Source organism: Gracilibacillus sp. HCP3S3_G5_2 (genome assembly GCF_052063305.1).
In the GTDB taxonomy this organism is placed as follows: domain Bacteria; phylum Bacillota; class Bacilli; order Bacillales; family Amphibacillaceae; genus Gracilibacillus.
On the sequence record NZ_JBQHXU010000010.1, the window covers coordinates 61,324 to 81,907 of the forward strand.

Here is a 20,584-nt window from a genome sequence, read left to right on the forward strand (position 1 = left end):
TTTCTTTTTTACATGGGAGTTGTATAGTAGAGTACTATTCAACGTTGCGATCAATTATTTATTATTCTTTCTCTGCACCTAATACAATACCTTTCACAAAATATTTCTGAATAAACGGATAAACTACTAACATGGGCAAAGCGGATATAAAAATTTGTGCAGACTCGACTGTCCGTTGAGACATGTTCTGCAGTTCTTGTGCATCTTGCACCATACTTAAATCTTTTCTAACAACAATCGATTGTAAGAAAGTCTGCAGTGGGTAGTTTCTTTCATTCGTCATATAAATCAAACCGTCAAACCATTGGTTCCAGTGAAAAACCATCGTAAATAGGGATACTGTCGCAATCGCCGGAATCGAGATAGGTAAATATATCTTTAGAAAAATGGTAAAGTGTCCAGCCCCATCAATAAATGCAGATTCCTCTAATGACTTAGGTACCGATGTACGGAAGAAATTCAATAGAAGAATTAAATTAAAGGCATTGATCGCTGTCGGTAATACCAATGACCAAATCGTATCACCTAAACCAAGGCCAGTTACGATAATATAGGTTGGTACGATCCCCCCATTGAATAACATGGTAAATACGAAAAACCACATATACCATTTACGACCTTTAAATTCTTCATCATATTTCGATAAACCATATGCGGCACATAATAGTAAACTCATGGAGATAATGGTACCTAATACAGTCCTCTGTATAGCAATTAATAAAGATCTAATAAAGTTATCGTTTCCAATTGTCTTATCATAAGCATCCAAGGTAAAGTCAACTGGCCATAAAGATACTAAATTAGCAGAAGCTGCTGCACTACCACTCAATGAAACGGCAAAAATATGAATGAGTGGCAAAATACAAATAAATGCAAGGAACGCTAGAAACGTATAGTTAAAGAAGGTGAAAATTTTATAGCCTTTTGTTTTATATATCATGTTATTCCCTCCTAGAAAATTCTCCAGTTTGCATATTTATAAGCAAGTCGATAACCTAATACAATTAGGAAGAAACTAATTACAGATTTAAATAAACCAACCGCTGTACCAAAGCTGAAATCACCATCAACTAAAGCTCGACGATAAACATACGTATCTATTATATCTCCCGTCTGATACACTAGCGGATTATACAGGTTAAAAATTTGATCAAAACCAGCGTTCAAAATATTTCCAAGAGATAACGTTCCAACAACGATAATAATTGGCATCATTGCTGGCAATGTGATATATAATGTTTGTTTCCATCTATTTGCCCCATCGATATATGCCGCTTCATACAAGTTTGGGTTTACGGCAGTGATAGCAGCAAGAAAAACGATGGTATTAAAACCAGTTTCTTTCCATAGATCTGTTACGACAACGGTCGGCACAAACCATGAATTGCTACCAAGGAAGAAAATCGGTTCCACACCAAAAACACCTAAAAACTGATTCATTAAGCCACCTTCTGGCGACAGTAAATCTAGTAAAATACCACCTAAAATTACCCATGAAAGGAAATACGGTAAATAAATAACGGTTTGTACGGTTCGTTTGAAAACAGTATGGTAAACCTCGTTTAATAATAGAGCAATAGCGATCGGTACAATTAATCCAAAAAAAAGCTTTAACACGGAAATAATTAAGGTGTTCAATATTACCCGTCGTGCATGTTCGGTTTGAAAGATAGTATGAAAATGCTCAAAACCAATCCACTCAGACTGAAAAAAGCCTAACCAAGGTTTATAATCCTGAAAAGCCATGATCAAACCACCCATAGGGGCATATTGGAAAAAGAGTGCTACGATAACAGCTGGTAGTATCAATATATGTAAAGGCCAATTACGCCTCATGTTCCACTTTTGCTTTTTCTTAACCTCCATCTCATCTCCTCCTTTAACTGCAATGAAGGAAGGTGTGAATTAAATAATGAACCACTATTTAATTCACACCTGATGCTTCATCATTTATCTACTATTATTCTGCACTTTGAACTTGTTCGTACCATTCATTTACTTCCTCTGTAATTTGATCTCCCCCACGTTCCTTCCATTCTTCAACAAAGCTATCGAATCTATCTAATTCAACGTTGCCCATCACAATATCAGCAAATATTTCTAACTCTAATTGTTCCAAGTTAGACCATTGTGATTTCATTGTTTCGGTAGGAGCACCAGTAAATTTGTTTTCAATGCGAATATCATTGGAACGGTTAATGATTGCTGCTGCTTCAATATATTCAGGATCTCTTTGAGCTAGGTCTGTTTCATATGCACCAGATGGCTCTTTATCAGGATTTTCATGGAATTCCTGTAACAATCCATACATTTTATATGGGAATGTTGGAACGTTGGTTGTTAAGAAGTAACGACCTGGGTCCACTTTTTCTTCACCGGTTTCTTCTTCAATAACGTTTGGATCATAGACAGGTTCTCCATCAACCATAATGTAGTCGTACCCTTCAAATAATCCATCTTCAAAGTAATCAGAATCATTTAAAATATATCCATAAGCTTCATCCCAATACTCAAAGAATTCTTCCCAAGCATCAAATTCTGCACTAAACAAGAAAGATCCTGTTAATAACGATTCACCTTTTCTTCCCATTTTACCGTCTGGACCACTAGGGATTTGATATGGCTTGATTACTGCATCTGGATCATTTGTTTTCACCTCACCAAATGGCCAATCCCATACCCAAGGCGGACCGAATGCAAAACCTGCTTTACCTGACACAAAAATCTCCTGTGCCTGATCTTCTGGAGCAATGGCAAGTTCTTGAGAAATATATCCTTTCTCCATCCACTCCTTCATCTTAGTTAGACCATCTTTCATGTTATCTTGAATAGAACCATAAACTAGATTTCCCTCTTCATCTTCAGACCACAAGCCAGGTACATAATCACCGTACATTCCAAACACTGGACTAGTATCTCCTATATTCGTTCTTCCAAAACCATTTTCACCTGCAGATAATAACAATCCATATGTGTCATCTTGCCCATTACCATCGGGATCCTCATTTACAAATGCATCCATTACTGCTTCAAATTCCTCTAAAGTTTCAGGTGCATCTAATCCAAGATTATCTAACCAATCCTGTCGAACCCATAATAAAGATTCAGTACCGTTACCCCCAGAAAATCGTGGTAATCCATAACGTTCACCATCAATGGTAGCTTGGTTAAATGCATCAGAAAATTCGTCAAAAATTGCTTTTAATCGATCTGGTGCATGCTCTTCGATTGCTTCGCTAATCGGTTGAACTTTTCCAGACTCTATCAAATCAGCAATCAATTGTGTATCCGTTACTTGAAATACATCTGGTAAAGGCTCATTGGAGGACATCATAAGTCGAATTTGTTGATTATACTGTTCATCATTTGGACGTGTCCATAAGTATTCAAAGTTAATCCCTAATTCCTCTTCAGCCCATCTAGTTACAACGTTATCGTTTACATCTTCTCCATCTTTGTAGACGGTTCCATCATCTTGCGTCCGCACAGTTGTGATAGTAGTTAAACCATCTTCCCCTTCCGAATCATTACTACTATCACTACTTTCTATACAACCTGACAATAAAAAAATGAAAATTACAGCAACAAAAAAAGCAAAATATGTTCTTCGCATTTCATAACCCTCCCGAATATTAAATTTTTTTGGAATGGATTGTTCCTAATTAACCCTGCCTATAAATTAATATAACGCTTACATAGTTAGAAAAAATCTTAATTTGAACTTTATCCCCCCCTTTCAATAGCTAACTCTTCAGTAGCAAATACTCATAAACAAAAGTAACGAAAGCGCTAACATTATACCCATAAGGAATCGTTTTATAGCATCTATAAAACGATTCAAAATACTAGTATGGTAGATAAAGGAATAGAATCAATTGCCCCTTCATGTATAATTTGTTATGATAAAAGAGACAATCTGATACAACTAGTATACTAGTGAACTTTAATTTCTTCAATTATAACGTTTTTTTTCTAAATGTACAATATTTTTTCCCAGATAGTTATAAAATTGTTATGAGGGTGAGTTGAATCAAATGAATCAAAGTGGACTAATCACCAAACTGTATGCAATCATGGAATGGATTACAAGAATTGCGTATGTTAATATTCTTTGGATATTATTTAGTATACTAGGTCTTTTAATATTCGGACTTGCGCCGGCAACGGCATCAATGTTTACCATAACAAGACAATGGCTGAAAGGTAATAGCGACGTTCCTGTATTTAAAACGTTTTGGCGATCATATCGCGCACATTTTATTCAGGCAAATCTGTTATTATGGCCGCTTGCTATTTTCGCCTATATTATATATATTAATTACCAATATTTATATATAGTTCCTAGTTCGATCTATTACTTTATGCAATTTATTTTTGCCACATTGGTTCTTATTTTACTCGTTTTATTATTTTATATCTTTCCTGTATTCGTTCATTTCGAGTATAAAACGTTTCATTATTATAAGATTGCCTTATTAATTGGTGTTTCTAATCCATTTCTAACAGTTACCATGTTTATTACCACTTTGCTTATTGGATTATTAACAGAGCGTATACCGGGGATTTTGCCATTTTTTCCAATGTGTCTATCAAGTATCATAACCATGCATCTTGCCTTAGTAGCATTCAAAAAATTACATAAGAGAAGTGCGAATTACCAACATTAAAAAAATAACGAACATAAAGGCTACTTTACTCGTCTTTATGTTCGTTACTTTAATCGAAACGTTGCTATAAATAAACTTTCTCTCCTTTTTTCGCGCTTTCTATAGCTGCAAATACCATTTTCATACTTTGAATGTTATCATGACAATCTGTTTCAGCAAGACGATTTTCTTCTAAAGCCAAGAACATCTCATCTAAACAACCAGCATGCTGTTCGTTACCAGTCCATATGTTTGCTATAGAACTTTTTTCTGTTTCATTGAAAAAAGGTAGCTCATCTGATCTCTTAATGGTTTCGGAGAGAAGTTGATCAAATCCATCCCAAGTTGCCGTTCCTTTTGTTCCGATAATACGCCAATCACCATTCCATGACGTTCGTAATCCTTCTGCTGACCATGAACCACGAAATGTAAATACTGAGCCATCCTCCATTTCAAAAATACACACAGCAGAGGAATTGCCATTATACCATGATCCGGCAGGGTTGTACTCATGACAATATACACTTACAGCATTACTATTTGCTATATATCTCGCTTGATCAAATGTATGTATTGCCATATCAACAATTAGAGGATGTTCCATTTGCTCGCGGAATCCGCCGAAATGTGGTCCTAAGTAAAAATCCACATTTAATGTGTGCAGTTTTCCTAATCCATTATTTTCTATATAATAGCGGAGAGAGCGTATTTCTTTCAGAAACCGGCGATTTTGCATGACACTATACGTTCTACCTGTTTGTTCTGCAATCTGGAGAACCCCAAGTGCATCTTCTAAGGATTCCGCCATTGGTTTCTCGCCGAATACATGACAGCCAGCTTCAAGTGCTGTTGTTACAATTTGTTTATGAGCAGCCGGAATCGTCACGTCAAATACTAGATTTGCCCCTGTTTCGTTAATCGCCGTCACTAAATCAGTGAAAATGGGTACTTGTAACTTACGTTGGTCTGCCTTTTTCTGAGCTACTTCCTTATGGAGATCGACTAACCCTACAATTTCGGCATTGTTACGTTGCTCCACATAATCCAACCAGACATTTGCCATGTCTCCACAACCTACGACGAGAATTTGATGTACTGTCATCAGTTTTGTCATTACACAACCTCCCTATCCCTTCATACACCATTTCATTATTAATAATCACTTTCCTATTATATCTACAGGATAAAACCCACTTAAAACTGGATTTTTTAAATTTCATCATATCCCTATTAAAACCACTAACCACCATTATTAGCAAGTTAACAACTTAAAGATTGATTGTCACTTTATTCGCGTTTGGTTTTAGGCTTATCTTTTTGCTACCGTTAACTTCAATTTGACAGTGTTTATTTACACCATCCAATGTCACATTCAACTCATTATCTAGATGAACTAATTTTATCGATCCAAGTTCATTTCCCTTTGCATCAACTAGTTTACGTTTAATCTGAACACCATTATCTACTTGATATATTTTAAAAGTAATGCCATCCATATAATCATAGACTGGGCTTTCTTCACTCGTACCTACTGGTAATATTGTGTTCGGTCGTACAAAAAGTGGCAAACTAAAATAGTCATATTGTTCTTTGATCCAAGTACCTCCTTCCACTACCTCCCCCGTTAAAAAGTGTGTCCATTTACCTTTCGGTAAGTAGAAAGAGCCAATCCCTTCTTCGTTAAAAATCGGAGCTACTAGAATAGAATCACCTAACATATATTGGCGATCTAATGTCTCACATAAGGGATCATCAGGAAATTCTAGCAACATCGAGCGCATCACCGGGACACCAGTTTCACTATTTTCCACTGCTTGTCCGTAGAGATATGGCATTAAGCTATTCTTTAGCTTTGTAAAATGACGCGCAACATCAACCGCTTCTTCATCAAAATTCCACGGCACACGATAAGAGGAGCTACCGTGAAAACGGCTGTGACTTGAAAGTAAACCGAACGCCGTCCAACGCTTGAATACATCTGGAGTTGCTGTATTTTCAAACCCACCAATATCGTGGCTCCAATAGCCAAATCCTGAAGTTGTTAACGACAAGCCGCCTCGTAAACTTTCTGCCATTGCATCATAAGTGGAATCACAATCTCCACCCCAGTGTACTGGAAATTGTTGTCCTCCAGTAGTCGCTGAACGTGCAAAAACAACTGCCTCTTCTTCACCTTTTTCTTCTTTCAGTAAATCAAACACTACTTGATTGTATAGATATGCATAGTAGTTGTGCATTCTCTGCGGATCTGATCCATCATGATAGATGACATCGGTCGGTATACGCTCACCAAAATCTGTTTTAAATGAATCAACGCCCATATCCAATAGTGCTTTTAGTTTTTCCTGGTACCAGCGGCATGCATCAGGATTGGTAAAATCGACAATCCCCATCCCAGCTTGCCATAAATCCCATTGCCATACATCACCATTTGGCTTTTTCAGTAAATAGCCGTTTTCCATTCCTTCATCAAATAAAACCGACTTCTGTGCAATATATGGGTTAATCCAGACACAGATTTTTAACCCTTTATCCTTCAATCTCTTTAACATGCCTTCAGGATCAGGAAAATTTCGTCGATCCCATATAAAGTTACTCCATTCAAATTCTTTCATCCAGAAACAGTCAAAATGAAAAACACTTAGTGGAATGCCTCGTTCCGCCATCCCATCAACAAAGTGATTCACAGTTTCCTCGTTATAATCTGTCGTAAAGGAAGTAGATAACCAGAGACCGAATGACCATGCTGGAGGCAAAGCAGGCTTGCCTGTCAATGTGGTATAACGACTAACTACTTCTTTTGGAGAAGGACCATTAATAAAATAGTAATCTAAATATTCCCCTTCTACGCTGAATTGCGAGCGGGAAACGGTTTCAGATCCTAATTCAAAGCTTACTTCATCAGGGTGATTAACAAAAACACCGTAGCCTTTGCTGCTTAAATAAAATGGAATGTTTTTATAGGATTGCTCTGAACTGGTTCCACCATCTTTGTTCCATATGTCAATAGATTGTCCATTTTTTACAAACGGCGTAAAACGTTCACCTAAACCATAGAGATGTTCTCCTACTCCAAGGCGTAATTGACCACGCATATAGGTTTTATCCGTTGGGCCATTAATCCATGCAAGCCCTTTGCTATCAGAATCTGTTAATCTACCATTATCATTTTCAAATGCTAAGGCAAAATTGTGTTTTGAAATCATTAGTTTAAGCGTGCCACTTGTAAATGCTAAATAATCTTCTTCCTCTTCTAATTGAATGGTGTTCACCTGATTAATTACATCAAAACTTGGATATTTTACTTTACCACCTTTGAAGTGCCATGTTTCGATACGAATTACATCATCAAGAGGCGCTGAAATTTTTATCGTTAATAACGGTCCATCTAACGTGTCTCCACGATGATTTAAATATTTACACGGTGCATATAATGTTACCGAACCATCTGTCTCTTCCACCTCATGAATTAATTTTGGAAAATGTATTTCATATCCTTCTCTGACTAACCAATTACCATCTGTAAACTTCATTCGTCACCCTCCTCAACTTGTCAATTACTCTTGTTTAATTTGTTAAAATGAGCGTATCTTTTGCTTTTATTTCTGTTTTTCCTCGATATGTTTCACCTGTTATCGTGTTTGTCCATGTGCTCTCACCTGTATCAAAGCTTGCAGCTTCATCATTGTGATTCATCACAAATACTATTTTTACTCCGTTTTTCTCACGGGCAATCACTTCTACTCCTGTTGCAGACTCCATTTCGCCTTCTATTCCTTTGTCTGCACTAATTGTATCGATAAAGTCTTGAACAAATGCTTGATCTGGACTGGATGCAACGTAGTATGCCTGACCGTTACCATAATGATTTTTCGTTAAAACAGGCATGCCTTGATAGAAGTCTGAACCATATGTTGCCAGAACCTCTGCCCCTTCTGAATGAATCAGATCAAATAAAAGATTACATGTATACTTCCCAGAAAGGGAACCGACTTTCTCCTTCATTACTATTTTATTTGTACGGGATGGTTCTAATGCATCAATCTCTTCTGCCCATATCCCAACTAAATCTCGTAGTTCACCTGGATATCCTCCTAGTGTGACAAGATCATTTTCATCGACAATTCCACTGAAAAAGGTTGTCACAAAAGTACCTCCATCTTGAACAAATTGTTTTAACCGATCGGCATGTCCTTCCTTGACCATATATAAAACGGGAGCGATCACAAGATCATATTTGCTTAGATCTTCTTCCACACCTACCATGTCAACCGGAATATTTCGTTGATAGAAAGCATCATAGTATTTATGCACTTCTTTTACATAATCTAAAGCAATCGAAGGTCCGCTCGATAATCCAATAGCCCAACGATTTTCCCAGTCAAAGATAATTGCTACTCGGGCGTTCACTCGACTATCAACTATTTTGTCCTCTAACCGGATCAGCTCTTTCCCTAATTGTGCAGACTCACGGAATACACGTGCGTGTTCATGTCCGACATGCTCAATTACTGCACCATGATACTTTTCTGTAGCACCTCGTGAACGTCTCAATTGAAAAAACATTACCGTATCTGCTCCATGAGCCACCGCTTGATAACTCCATAAGCGCATAACCCCTGGACGTTTTAATGCGTTGTATGGCTGCCAATTTTGCTGGCTTGGTGTTTGTTCCATCAGCATAAACGGCTGACCACTCCGAAGCCCTCTCATTAAATCATGTGTCATCGCAGTCATACTTACAGGTGTATCAATTGAAGGATAATTATCCCAGGAAACCACATCCATCTCTTTTCCCCATTTGAAATAATCAAGCTCTGGATATAGTCCCATTAAATTGGTGGTGACCGGAAGATCAGGCGTATGCTTCTTTAATGCATTTCGTTCCAATTTAAAGACATCTAGTAGACTATCAGACTGGAAGCGACGATAGTCTAGTGAAATACCTTGAAAATTAGTATTTTGGCCACCTTGCCATTCCTCACTTAAGCCATTTGGTGCAACGATCTCATCCCATTCATAAAAGGTATGACCCCAAAATCGTGTGTTCCAAGCCCTATTCACTTCTTCTAGTGTTCGATATTTATCTTTCAACCAAACGCGGAAAGCTTTTTGACAGTTTTCACAGTAGCAATACCCACCATATTCGTTAGAAACATGCCACACTAACACTGCTGGGTGGTCCTTATAGCGTTCTGCCAGTTTATCTGCGATTTGTTCTGCATATTTCCGGTATGTTGGACTGTTTGGGCAGGAGTTATGTCTACCACCAAACTGCCTTTTTCTCCCCTCGAAATCAACTCGACGTACATCTGGATAACGTTTTGCCATCCATGCTGGGTGTGCAGCTGTACTTGTAGCAAGACATATATATACACCATTTTGGTATAAACGATTGATTGTTTCATCTAGCCAAGTGAAGTCATATGTATGTTCATCAGGCTGATTTAGTGCCCAAGAAAATACATTAACGGTAGCTACATCAATACCTGCGAGCTTAAACATTCTGATGTCCTCTGCCACTGTTTCCTCATCCCATTGTTCTGGATTATAATCTCCGCCATACCATATTTTTGATAACCTTTCATGAATCATAGCTTTTCCTCCCCTAAGCATTTATATAGTGCACCTAGCATCCCTGCATTATTATGGTGTTTGCACGGTGCAACTTCCACCTCTATGTCTGGCCATGAGGGAATGGTCGAAAGAGTTGCACGTAACCTTTCATAGAGATCCTCTCTTACACTGATAGCCCCACCAATTAAGATTTTTTCTGGGTTTAATGTTGCGGCTAAATTAAAAATCCCAAAACTGACATATTGAAACCACTGATCGAGAATGTTTTGTATTGCTTTATCTTGTTCGGCTGCTTGAAATACTTCATTACCCTCGATTATTTCTCGATCACTTAATCCTTTTAATTGTTTATATTGATGGATAAAAGCACTCGTTGATGCTATTTCATGCATATTTTGATAGCCGTTTTTCATGCCGTTGACGATCATTAAGCCAAATTCTCCTGCTTTAAACGTATGTCCATGGACAAGCTCACCATTCACAACCAATCCCCCACCAATACCAGTTCCAATCGTCATACAAATAAAATTCTCACAATCCACTGCATTACCAGATAGCCTTTCTGCTAGTGTAGCACAATTGGCATCGTTTTCAATTATAATAGGGATATCTATTTGTGCTGTTAATAAATCTACTATATTTTTACCATGTAATATATCAAGTGCACCTGCGAATGCAGCATATCCCGTGATTGGATCAATAAATCCTGGAAAGCTGATACCAATTTTTTTAATAGAATGAGTAGTCATCACTTCAGTTACTCTATTCGATAAATCGTTAATAAATTCCTCTACTCTAGTTCTTCTAGTAGGGAACTTACCCTGAAAAAGAAAGTTTCCATTCTGATCTAGGACACCATATTTTACATTTGTTCCACCTATATCGAAACAAAGATACAAGTCCATATCCAAAGCTATCACTTCCTGCAACAATTATGTATAGAGGAAGCCTGAGACCACATAAGTGGAATCAGGCCCATCAGCTACTATTTTATTTCGTTCCCCAAAGTTCCATAACATCTAATGTTTTTTGGGTCATCAATTCATTTGCTTTCTCAATATCCATTGCTTCCAGCTCTTCGATCATAGAATCCCATGTTTCATCAAAGTCTGCTGGACTGCCTAAAACAGCTTGTGTTATACGTTGTTCTGTTAAATCATCTGCTTTCTGCTGAATAATCTCTAAATCACTTCCAGACTCAATGGTATAGTTAAACGCTTGACCATGCTTGGAAATTCCTAATTCCTCAGTAGATGGGAACCAATCAATCCAATTATTCATTCCATATTCCTCAAGAACTTCTACTTCAGCACTATTAAAATTATCAATAATATCTTGCTCAGTATTTGGTGTAATTGGTTGACCAGAAGAGTCTACTGCTCCGTTACCCCATTGTGGGAATGGATGGACATAGTAACCTACACCAGTTTCCTTTCCATAGTTACTATCTGTGTTCATACGTTCTCGATCATCTTCTTGCAACACGCGCTTTCCATCTACAATATCGTAGTTTTCACCTTCAATACCCCAATTGACTAAGATTTGAGCCTCTTCAGAAGCTATCCAATCTAAAAATTCAAATGCTTCCTCTTGATATTCACTAGTAGAAGAAATAGCGATTCCCCATCCACCACTAAATCCATAGTCTTTTATACTTTTAGAAGTATATTCCTCACTTATTGTAACTGGTAGTGGTGCATATGTTCTCCACTCTTTTCCATCTGATACTAAAGCAGCATCTGCGTCCCCAATATTCCAGTTCTGATCGGCTATACCTAATACTCGGCCAGATGATAATTTGGAAATATAGGTATCATAAGTATGAGTAAAAGATTCGGGATCTAATAACCCTTTATCATTTAAACCATTTAACCATTTGAAATATTCTTTAAGTTCTGGTAGTAAAAACTTATATGTTGCTTCCCCTGTATCTTCATCAATTGCCCATTGACCATCTCCTGCAAGCCCAGCTGCAAAACCAGCAGGATCACCAACTGTAATGAGCCAACGCCAATCACTGCCTAACAAAGATAACGGAATGGTTGATTGTCCGTCAATTTCTGGATACATTTCATAATACTCCGTAATTGCTGCTTCGAAATCATCCAATGTACGAATTTCTGGGTAACCAAGTTCACGCAACACATCTAATTGTATTTGGAATGTTCCACTAGTTTCCCAATATGCATTTTCAACTCCATAAGTACCAACCGTATAAATGCTAGGATCCTCTATAGAATTTCGTAATCGGTCGAGTTGATCACCATACATTGCTTTTAAGTTGTCACCTTTTTCCTCGATTAAATCATCTAGTTTTATGACACCACCAGCTTCAATCAGCTTTCCAATATCACCTTTTGCAAAAATCAAATCTGGATAATCGCCACTGGCAATCATTAATGGTATCGCTTCATCATTGCCACCAACAGGGTAGTCTATTTCTAGCTTGATACCGGTTTCTTCCGTGATCTTTTGAGCCACGGGATCATCAAAAGACTTCTCTTCCCCATCAGCATTAAAGAATGTCAATGTAATTGGTTCCTCACTTTGATTGTTCTCACTTGCCCCTTCATCGCTGCTGCTTGTATCTGTATCTGAATCATTACTACAAGCCGCTAACAAAAGTACAGCAAACATGAATAATAAGGATAATAGTAAAACGGATAGCTTTCTCTTCATGTTTTCCCCTCCATTTTTAATAAATTTGTATATTAATTTTCATTAATACCTAGCTTTTAACTGCCCCTAACGTCAACCCCGTCACAAAATACTTTTGCAGGAAAGGATATACCATTAAGATAGGTACAGTCGCGATAATGGTAATTGCCATTTTAATTGATTGTGGGTTGGTCTGCCCTGCAATCACTTCCGCATTTTGTGAAGTAATGTCGCCACTGGAAATGTTGGCATTATCTAATATTTTCATCAATTCAAACTGCAATGTCGTTAAAGCTTCATTACTTCTTGCATATAAATACGTATCAAACCAACTGTTCCACTGCATTACCGCCAGAAATAAAGCAATTGTTGCGATAACTGGTAGACATAACGGAATAATAATTCGACTAAAGATGACAAAATCATTGGCACCATCCATCTTAGCTGATTCTTCTAATGCAGCAGGCAAATTATCCATAAAAGATCGGATGATAATGACATTAAATGCTGAAATCAACATTGGCCAGATATAAACACCAAACTCGTTTATCAAGCCTAACTGGCGAATTAGCATATATTCAGGAATTAATCCACCGCTGATAAACATCGTCAAAACAAGTAAAAATCCGACCAAACCATTAAAAACAAAATCTCTTCTGCTTAACACATAAGCAAGCATCGTACTTGCGATAATCCCTGCAATTGTTCCAACTACTGTTCGTAGGATTGACATAAAGAATGCTTGAAGCAGTCTGTCATTACTTCCGAAAATCTCCTGATAATTAGCAAATGTAAACTCTCGTGGCCAAATATGGATGCCACCTCTAGCTGTATCTACTGCATTATTTAAAGATATCGCTAATATGTTAAGGAATGGGTATAATGTGATGACTACAATGAATAGCATAAAAAGGGTTAGTACTATATCAAATGTTGTCCATTTTCTTTTTTTCATTTGGTGAAACACTCCTTTCTACTAGAATACACGTCCTTCACCAATGCGCTTAGCAAAGCCATTACAAATTAAGATGAGAATAACACTGATAACTGATTTAAAAATTCCAATTGCGGTACCAAATGAATAACGGAACATACCGATCCCGTAATCTAACGCATATAAGTCAATAACTAGTGCCTTTTCGGCGACTATATTGTTACCTAACAGCATTTGCTTTTCAAAGCCAATATTAATTAAGTTACCAATATTTAAGATCAGTAATACGATAATAACTGGACGAATACTAGGTAGTGTAATATGCCACATCTGACGCCATCTGCTTGCACCGTCAACCTTTGCTGCTTCATATAGCTGAGGATCGACACCTGCCATTGCCGCTAAATAGATGATTGCGTTCCAGCCTGTCTCTTTCCAGACATCTGCAGCAGTTACAATTCCCCAGAACATATCAGGTTGTGCCATAAAGTTAAGCGGTCTATCCAAAATACCCGATCCAACTAATAGATTGTTAACAATCCCGTCTGGTGATAGCATTGTGATTACAATATTTGCTACAATTACCCAAGAGACAAAGTGAGGTAAATAGGAAATCGTCTGGGTCCACTTCTTCAATGTTAAAAACCTAACCTCATTGAGCAGCAGGGCAAAGGCAATGGCTGATAGCGTACCAAATACAAGCCCTAAAATCCCCATTCCCAATGTATTTTCTAATGCCCGATAAAACATGGGTTCATTGAAAAGATCTTTAAAATGTTTTAACCCGACCCATTCTTGTTCAAAAATACCAAATTGTGGCTTATAGTCTTGAAAAGCCATTACCCAGCCCGCTACTGGAATATATTTAAAAACAATTAACCAAATAACAAAAGGAAAAGACATGAAAAATAACGCCTTTTGTTTACTCAACCTTTTAAAGAAACCTTTCTTGTCTGGTTCTGGTGCTCGTTTTTTCCCTTTATGTGAAGGAAACCCGGGTTTCAATGGTGTTTGCAACGGTGAGTGTGACTCAGGTAGATTCGGTTGTGCTTCTGCGGTATGGTTGATTCGATTCATTTTCCTCTCTCCTAACCTGCCAGCCCTATTTGAAAGCGTTTTTGTATTACGTCCATTATATTAGAAACCGCTTTCTTTAAAAACATAAGAAATGAGACATAAAAACCAGTAAAAAGGAGAGGTGGGGTACCAATTTAAAGTATGTCAAAAAAGAAAGAACCCGCTTCTACCTCGAAACAGGTTCCTCATTTAAGCTTCCATAAATATCAGGAAACCATTGATCCAATCTTGATCAATGACCAAGCCGTACTGATTATGCGAATTGTTTCAAAACTAAGTACTACTACAAGTCTCTTAATTTTATTACAAAATCTTTTCAAGGATCATCACTACCTATCAGATTGACTATCGGTATGCTCTATCGCCCAATTTATCGCTTGGTGCAGTTTGTCTTTTTGAATCGTGAAGTCGGATTGATCGCTATTGTTTTTAGTAATGGCATAATGCGTTTCTGAAATAGCCTTGAACTCGATTATATTGTCAATTACTTCACTATTTTCATCCGTAATCAAATAGCTTATCACGATTTCCGCTTCTTCCTCCATCGTTTCACCTTCATAGACCCCATCAAAGGTCAATCCTGCCATTAACTTATAATCATCTCGGAAGGCTTCAACGTTTAATTCTTTCCCCTCATGAAAGACAGTTGTTTCTATTTCTTCGTCCGCATTCATTTCATGCTCCATCGTAAAGGTGACCTGATCTTCAGGAGTCTTGAGCGATAATTCCTTGATTGCATCTAGTGAAAGAATATGAACAAAATGATCAATCATATCATATGCCTGGTAACTGTAGGGATCTAGTAATTCTGTTGGTATCTTATACACTTCTTTTTTTCCTTCAACTTGGACATAATACTGATTATCTTCTGCAGGATCACCAACGATAAGCTTTTCTTCCTGTTCCCCATTTGAAAATTTAATGGAAAAATCAGAATTAACTAAGCCGTATTTTCCCTCTTCATTGATTGTTTCCATTTGTTCAATTTGGTCTATACCCACTACCATTTCCTCTGCGTAAGAAAAAGCAACACTATAAACTTGTTGAAACGGTTCATGCATATACCAGCCACTTAGATGTGCTAATGATTCCATTTCAGAGAAGGGAGATTCATTACTCAACTGAATAAGTTCTGTCCCATTGTCTATCTCTATTTCTGTCACATCTTGAGAAGATATCGTTAAAATCTTATTATGCAATAAGGCAACAACTTGTAGTGGAATCATTTCAACCGATGAACGATTAACTAAATAAATCGTTTCCTTTTCTTTATGTTCAACATAGTATCGGTCTCCTTGGCCATGCATTTGACCTATAGCAATGCTTTGTGTCTCACCACCTTGATCTGAAAATGAAACAATCACTTTTGGAAAATCTAACTGCACCTCTTTTCTTTCCACATCGACTGGTTCCCCTGTCATTTCTTCCATTGCTAATAGAAAGTGATCGATTTTATCCGGATCTTCCTCTCTCTCCGCATTCTCCACTTGCCAGCCTTGGTCGTCTTTTGATATTGCGATCTTTTCACCTGCCAGCACATTAATAGCTGTTATTTGTTCAAAGCTATCAATCAATAGTTCCGACTTATCATCGATAACATTTGTGTCTTGATTAGCATTTGCCGTAACATATAACAAGATGGACAGTGCTACAATACTTATCGTTACGTATATGAATGTTCTAATTTTCTTCTTCATTATTCATCCCTCTATTTTGTGCCAATTCTTGTTCCATTATTTCAAATGACTTTCTCATATTAAACATAAGAAAAAAAGCTGCTGTGCTCATACAAAACCAAACGGTAATGCCTGGAGCAAAATAATAAATAATTGCCAGTGAGACTAGTGTCGAAATATGAAATAACGTCGTCTTAAAGAAACGGAATATCGCATATATCGATACAATAAATAAATTCTTTAATTTAACCTCAAACCTTGTAATGACAGGAAATGCATATAACATGACAAATAACATAAAAATGAACAAGATGAGGAAAACGGGAGATAACATTGGTATATATTGATTGGCATAATAAATATCCACGATTAAAATCGTCATGATCGTCCATTGTATGCACCAATACTTCGTGGAAATCTTTAAGTTATCCTTATAGTAAGACCAAAAGTCCTTCGTCGGACTTAGATCACGTTCACGAATCATTTTGCCCATTGAAGCGTATAAAGCAGCCAAAGAAGGACCTGCCGGCAGTAAGGCAATATAAAATAAGATGATATTTTGTACTGACATTTCAACAAACACAAAAGCAAATAAAAATAATATATTTGCCAACATAAAATGAATATTGGTGATGAGAAAATAATAAAAATATTGAATTGCTATATATAATGGCCTTTCTGTAACGGTTTGTGCCATTGTCATTCCCCTTTAGACGTGTTGTTTCCGATGTCTTTTTTGATACTCTTTCGGACTAACACCCATATATTTTTTAAACTTCTTATAGAAATAATCATTGTTGGAATAACCTACTTTTTCAGATACTTCATATACTTTCCAATCTTCTTCCATTAAAAAAAATTTTGCTTTTTCCATTCTGACATTGTCCAGATAATGGTGAAAGTAATCTCCTGTTTGTTTCTTAAATTTCTTCCCTAAATAAGAACGGTTGTAATTAAACAAATCAGCAATTGTTGTTAAATTTAAATCTTTATAATAAAACTTTTCGACATAATCGGTTATCTTCTCAATCGTATTTTCTGCATTACAGGCAAACCCATTAATTTCGGAGGCAGTTTTGCTTAGCTGCTCTTTTAACATAGATAACAGCTCCTGCAATGATTGTGATGCACAGATAATGCGTGTCATTTCTTCATTTGATGGAATAGGAATGTTTGTGTTCGTTGTAGATAATATCGTATAGATATCCTTTGTCATTTCAATTAATTCTGTAACTATTCGCTCCCGCTGAAATTGCTTCGTCTGATAATACTTTTCTATTGCCTCAAAATAATAATCAAGCTGATGATCATCCTCAAATTCAATCGTACGACAGACTTGCTTTACCCAATCCTCTGCTAACCTTTGCTTCCCTGAGTAAAGATTGTTGTTCGTTAAGATCGTTGTACTTCCATAAATGAAATGTAAATGCTGTAATTGTTTGAGCTCATTGGCCTTTTTTGGCAACTTTTCGACTGTTGTTCCCTCTTCTATAAGCTGAAATTGAAGGCGTTTACCAGACATTGATCTGCTAACTGATTGAAACAATCGCTTAATGGTAGCCATATCGATATCCTTAAATAGAATATACAGCACTCCATCCATCCAAAGTAATTTATAAACTTGTTCTGTAGTTAACTTTGTTTCCACCCATTGTTTTTCCGGTCGATCAATAAAGGTGACACTTGCTAAATGAAAGATTGAATTCGGATATTGTGCCAACAAGTGCTCTGCCTTCTTTCCTCCTTGTAAAAACTCCTTCCAAGTCTCATTCTCTGTCATTGTCTCCAACTGATGAATCTGTGAATGAAGCAGACTTTCATTTTGACACTTTTTCCGAAGTTCTTGTATTAAGGGGATTAATTCCTCCTCATCAATCGGCTTTAACAAATAGGATTCCATACCAAGCCTGATAGACTGCTGTGCATAGGAGAAATTGGAATAACCTGATAATACAACAAACTTACAAGGATATCCTTCTTTTCTCGCTTGTTTTACCATATCTATCCCACTTAATCCCGGCATGCGGATATCGACAAATACAACATCTGGTCTTAATCTTCTTATTTTCTCTAAGCCAACTTTACCGTTTTCAGCTGTCCCTACCACTTGATAACCATAATTCTGCCACTCAATAATGGAAGAAAGCCCTTCTCTTATCAACGGTTCATCATCTACAAACATCACTTTTAACATTCATCCAACCCCCTTCTCATACTGTTCATTTTTTATTTTTGGAATTTTCAGAGACATCGTTGTCCCAAGCCCCTCAATACTATCCAACTCAAGGCCGTATTTATCTCCGTAATAAAGCCTTAAACGTTGATGGACATTGTGTAAGCCAATACGCTGACCATCAGAATGGTAATCTTCATCATCGAGTCTTTCTCTAATTTCATTGATATTATTTTTTGCAATACCTACTCCATTATCTTTTACTTCGACTTGAATATACTGATCTTCCTCTTCCATTGTTATTTTAATAAATCCTTTATCCTCCTTTGGTTCTAAACCATGGATGATGGCATTTTCTACAATCGGTTGAATTAATAATGGGAAAATATAATAATCCTTCACCGATTCTTCCACTTGTAACTGGTAACTAAATTTCTCCCCAAATCGTAACTGTTGAATTTCAAGATAATGGTTCATTAATTCTATTTCCTCCGTGATCGGTACAGGTCGGTCTGTTCTTTCCAAAGCTGATCGCATCATTTTACTTAGCATTTTAACAATTTTGGAAACTTCAGGGTCGTTATTTAAAATCGCCTTCATTCTGATCATCTCTAAAGTATTGTAAAGAAAGTGCGGATTAATTTGACTTGCTAGCATTTTAAAATCCATCTCTTTTTGTTTGCGCTTCCAAGTTTCTTCTCTAATTTTATGAATGTAGACTTCATCTATGATTTTTTGAACACTTCTGGAAGTAGTTGCTAAATCCTGGTAAACTTCACTAATTTCATCGTGGCCTTTTATTTCCTTTTTTACCTGAAAATTACCTTTTGCTACTTGATACATTGTCTCTCTTAATTGCTGAATTCGTTTGTGAAAGCTTCTAATAAAGATACCAATCAAACAAATGGATACAGTTAAAGCACCGATAATTACTACAAAACCTTTTGTATAGATGGCATTTGGTTCCATCATCACTTCTTCAATCGGAATAACGGTAGATACTTGAAATCTATTATCCAACGATTTATCAGGTTGAAAGTCATGAACATTTATTTTGACATGCTCTTCATTAAACTCTGTATCCATCACATAATTTCCAGATTCCTGTAACGCCTGATTGAAAAGGATTGATTGTTCTCCAATATATTCACGTTCTGTACTATATACAATTGTTTCATGGTCTAATGTAATAAAAGCATCATATGGCTCTCCTTCTACTATCGATCTCAGCGTATCTTTCGAGACATAAATGGCTAAAACTCCTAATAAATCATTACTTTGCCCATAGACCGCCCTCGTTAATGCTAATAATTCCTGACCAGTCCAATAATCCTCCATATAAACCCATGATAAACGTCCTTTTTTCGCAACTGCTTCCTGATACCATTTTTCTTGTTTCACGATGGAATCTGCATAAATAAAATGTGAATCCGTTATCATATCCTTGTTCATAAAAAATTGAATCGTTTCTATCTCATCATAATATTTTAGGAAATCATCAAACACTGGGTAGCGGTTATACGCATTGTACATCTCTAATGTCGACTGATAGTCATTTTCTAGTAATTCTTTCATATTTTGATTGATATAAACCATATCTGCAATACTTATCACACGATTAAAAATAGTTTGCAATCTTAATTCTAGTTTATCTACATTCGATTCTGCTTCACTTAATGAATGATTTAACACAATATCTCGAGTACTATTATTCAAATATGCACCAACTAAAAGAACAGGTATAGCTGTGACAATCAGGTAAATGCCTAACAATTTATGCTTTACTTTTAAATAGTCAAATAAAGCCATGAATTTGCTCCTTAGAAACATTTCTAACCCTCCT

General features: G+C 36.7%; 15 protein-coding genes. 1 reads left to right on the forward strand and 14 read right to left on the reverse strand.

What is annotated here, in order from left to right; all coding sequences use genetic code 11:
- Nucleotides 1-61: 61 nt before the first annotated feature.
- The 3 genes from ACTNEP_RS15220 to ACTNEP_RS15230 form a co-directional block, all read right to left on the reverse strand.
- Complete coding sequence (locus ACTNEP_RS15220; protein WP_441162874.1) at nt 62-940, reverse strand: carbohydrate ABC transporter permease; 879 nt, start codon at nt 938-940, stop codon at nt 62-64.
- An 11-nt stretch (nt 941-951) separates the two neighbouring features.
- The gene (locus ACTNEP_RS15225) at nt 952-1,866 is read right to left on the reverse strand and encodes an ABC transporter permease (protein ID WP_441162875.1); all 915 of its coding nucleotides are present in this window, start codon (nt 1,864-1,866) and stop codon (nt 952-954) included.
- 94 nt (nt 1,867-1,960) lie between these two features.
- Nucleotides 1,961-3,613: an extracellular solute-binding protein gene (locus tag ACTNEP_RS15230; protein ID WP_441162876.1), complete on the reverse strand. Its 1,653-nt coding sequence runs from the start codon at nt 3,611-3,613 to the stop codon at nt 1,961-1,963.
- A 421-nt stretch (nt 3,614-4,034) separates the two neighbouring features.
- Between ACTNEP_RS15230 and ACTNEP_RS15235 the strand changes: the two genes are divergently transcribed.
- Nucleotides 4,035-4,667 (forward strand): YesL family protein, encoded by a 633-nt coding sequence (locus ACTNEP_RS15235; protein WP_441162998.1) that lies wholly within the window; start codon nt 4,035-4,037, stop codon nt 4,665-4,667.
- Between the two features lie 64 nt (nt 4,668-4,731).
- Here the strand turns inward: ACTNEP_RS15235 and ACTNEP_RS15240 are convergent, their stop codons facing one another.
- From ACTNEP_RS15240 to ACTNEP_RS15290, 11 genes are all read right to left on the reverse strand, one after another.
- Complete coding sequence (locus ACTNEP_RS15240; RefSeq protein ID WP_441162877.1) at nt 4,732-5,760, reverse strand: Gfo/Idh/MocA family protein; 1,029 nt, start codon at nt 5,758-5,760, stop codon at nt 4,732-4,734.
- A 154-nt stretch (nt 5,761-5,914) separates the two neighbouring features.
- Nucleotides 5,915-8,179: an alpha-xylosidase gene (yicI, locus tag ACTNEP_RS15245; protein ID WP_441162878.1), complete on the reverse strand. Its 2,265-nt coding sequence runs from the start codon at nt 8,177-8,179 to the stop codon at nt 5,915-5,917.
- A 34-nt stretch (nt 8,180-8,213) separates the two neighbouring features.
- Nucleotides 8,214-10,241, reverse strand: a complete 2,028-nt coding sequence (locus tag ACTNEP_RS15250; RefSeq protein ID WP_441162879.1) for a beta-galactosidase — start codon at nt 10,239-10,241, stop codon at nt 8,214-8,216.
- Entirely contained in the window at nt 10,238-11,128 is an 891-nt protein-coding gene (locus ACTNEP_RS15255) for an ROK family protein (RefSeq protein ID WP_441162999.1), read from the reverse strand. The genes ACTNEP_RS15250 and ACTNEP_RS15255 overlap by 4 nt, the downstream gene beginning before the upstream one ends.
- 85 nt (nt 11,129-11,213) lie before the next feature.
- A complete protein-coding gene (locus ACTNEP_RS15260; protein WP_441162880.1) occupies nt 11,214-12,902 on the reverse strand; it encodes an ABC transporter substrate-binding protein in 1,689 nt (562 codons plus the stop codon).
- A 49-nt stretch (nt 12,903-12,951) separates the two neighbouring features.
- Nucleotides 12,952-13,836 (reverse strand): carbohydrate ABC transporter permease, encoded by an 885-nt coding sequence (locus ACTNEP_RS15265; RefSeq protein ID WP_441162881.1) that lies wholly within the window; start codon nt 13,834-13,836, stop codon nt 12,952-12,954.
- Nucleotides 13,837-13,857: 21 nt separating this feature from the next.
- A complete protein-coding gene (locus ACTNEP_RS15270; protein WP_441163000.1) occupies nt 13,858-14,718 on the reverse strand; it encodes an ABC transporter permease in 861 nt (286 codons plus the stop codon).
- 503 nt (nt 14,719-15,221) lie between these two features.
- Nucleotides 15,222-16,589, reverse strand: coding sequence for a DUF4340 domain-containing protein (locus ACTNEP_RS15275; protein WP_441162882.1), 1,368 nt, complete (start codon nt 16,587-16,589; stop codon nt 15,222-15,224).
- Nucleotides 16,573-17,265 carry a YesL family protein gene (locus ACTNEP_RS15280; RefSeq protein WP_441162883.1) on the reverse strand — a complete coding sequence of 231 codons (693 nt, stop codon included), beginning with the start codon at nt 17,263-17,265 and terminating at the stop codon, nt 16,573-16,575. The genes ACTNEP_RS15275 and ACTNEP_RS15280 overlap by 17 nt, the downstream gene beginning before the upstream one ends.
- Nucleotides 17,266-17,277: 12 nt before the next feature.
- Complete coding sequence (locus tag ACTNEP_RS15285) at nt 17,278-18,762, reverse strand: response regulator transcription factor (RefSeq protein WP_441162884.1); 1,485 nt, start codon at nt 18,760-18,762, stop codon at nt 17,278-17,280.
- Nucleotides 18,763-20,550: a cache domain-containing sensor histidine kinase gene (locus ACTNEP_RS15290; protein ID WP_441162885.1), complete on the reverse strand. Its 1,788-nt coding sequence runs from the start codon at nt 20,548-20,550 to the stop codon at nt 18,763-18,765.
- Nucleotides 20,551-20,584: the final 34 nt, after the last annotated feature.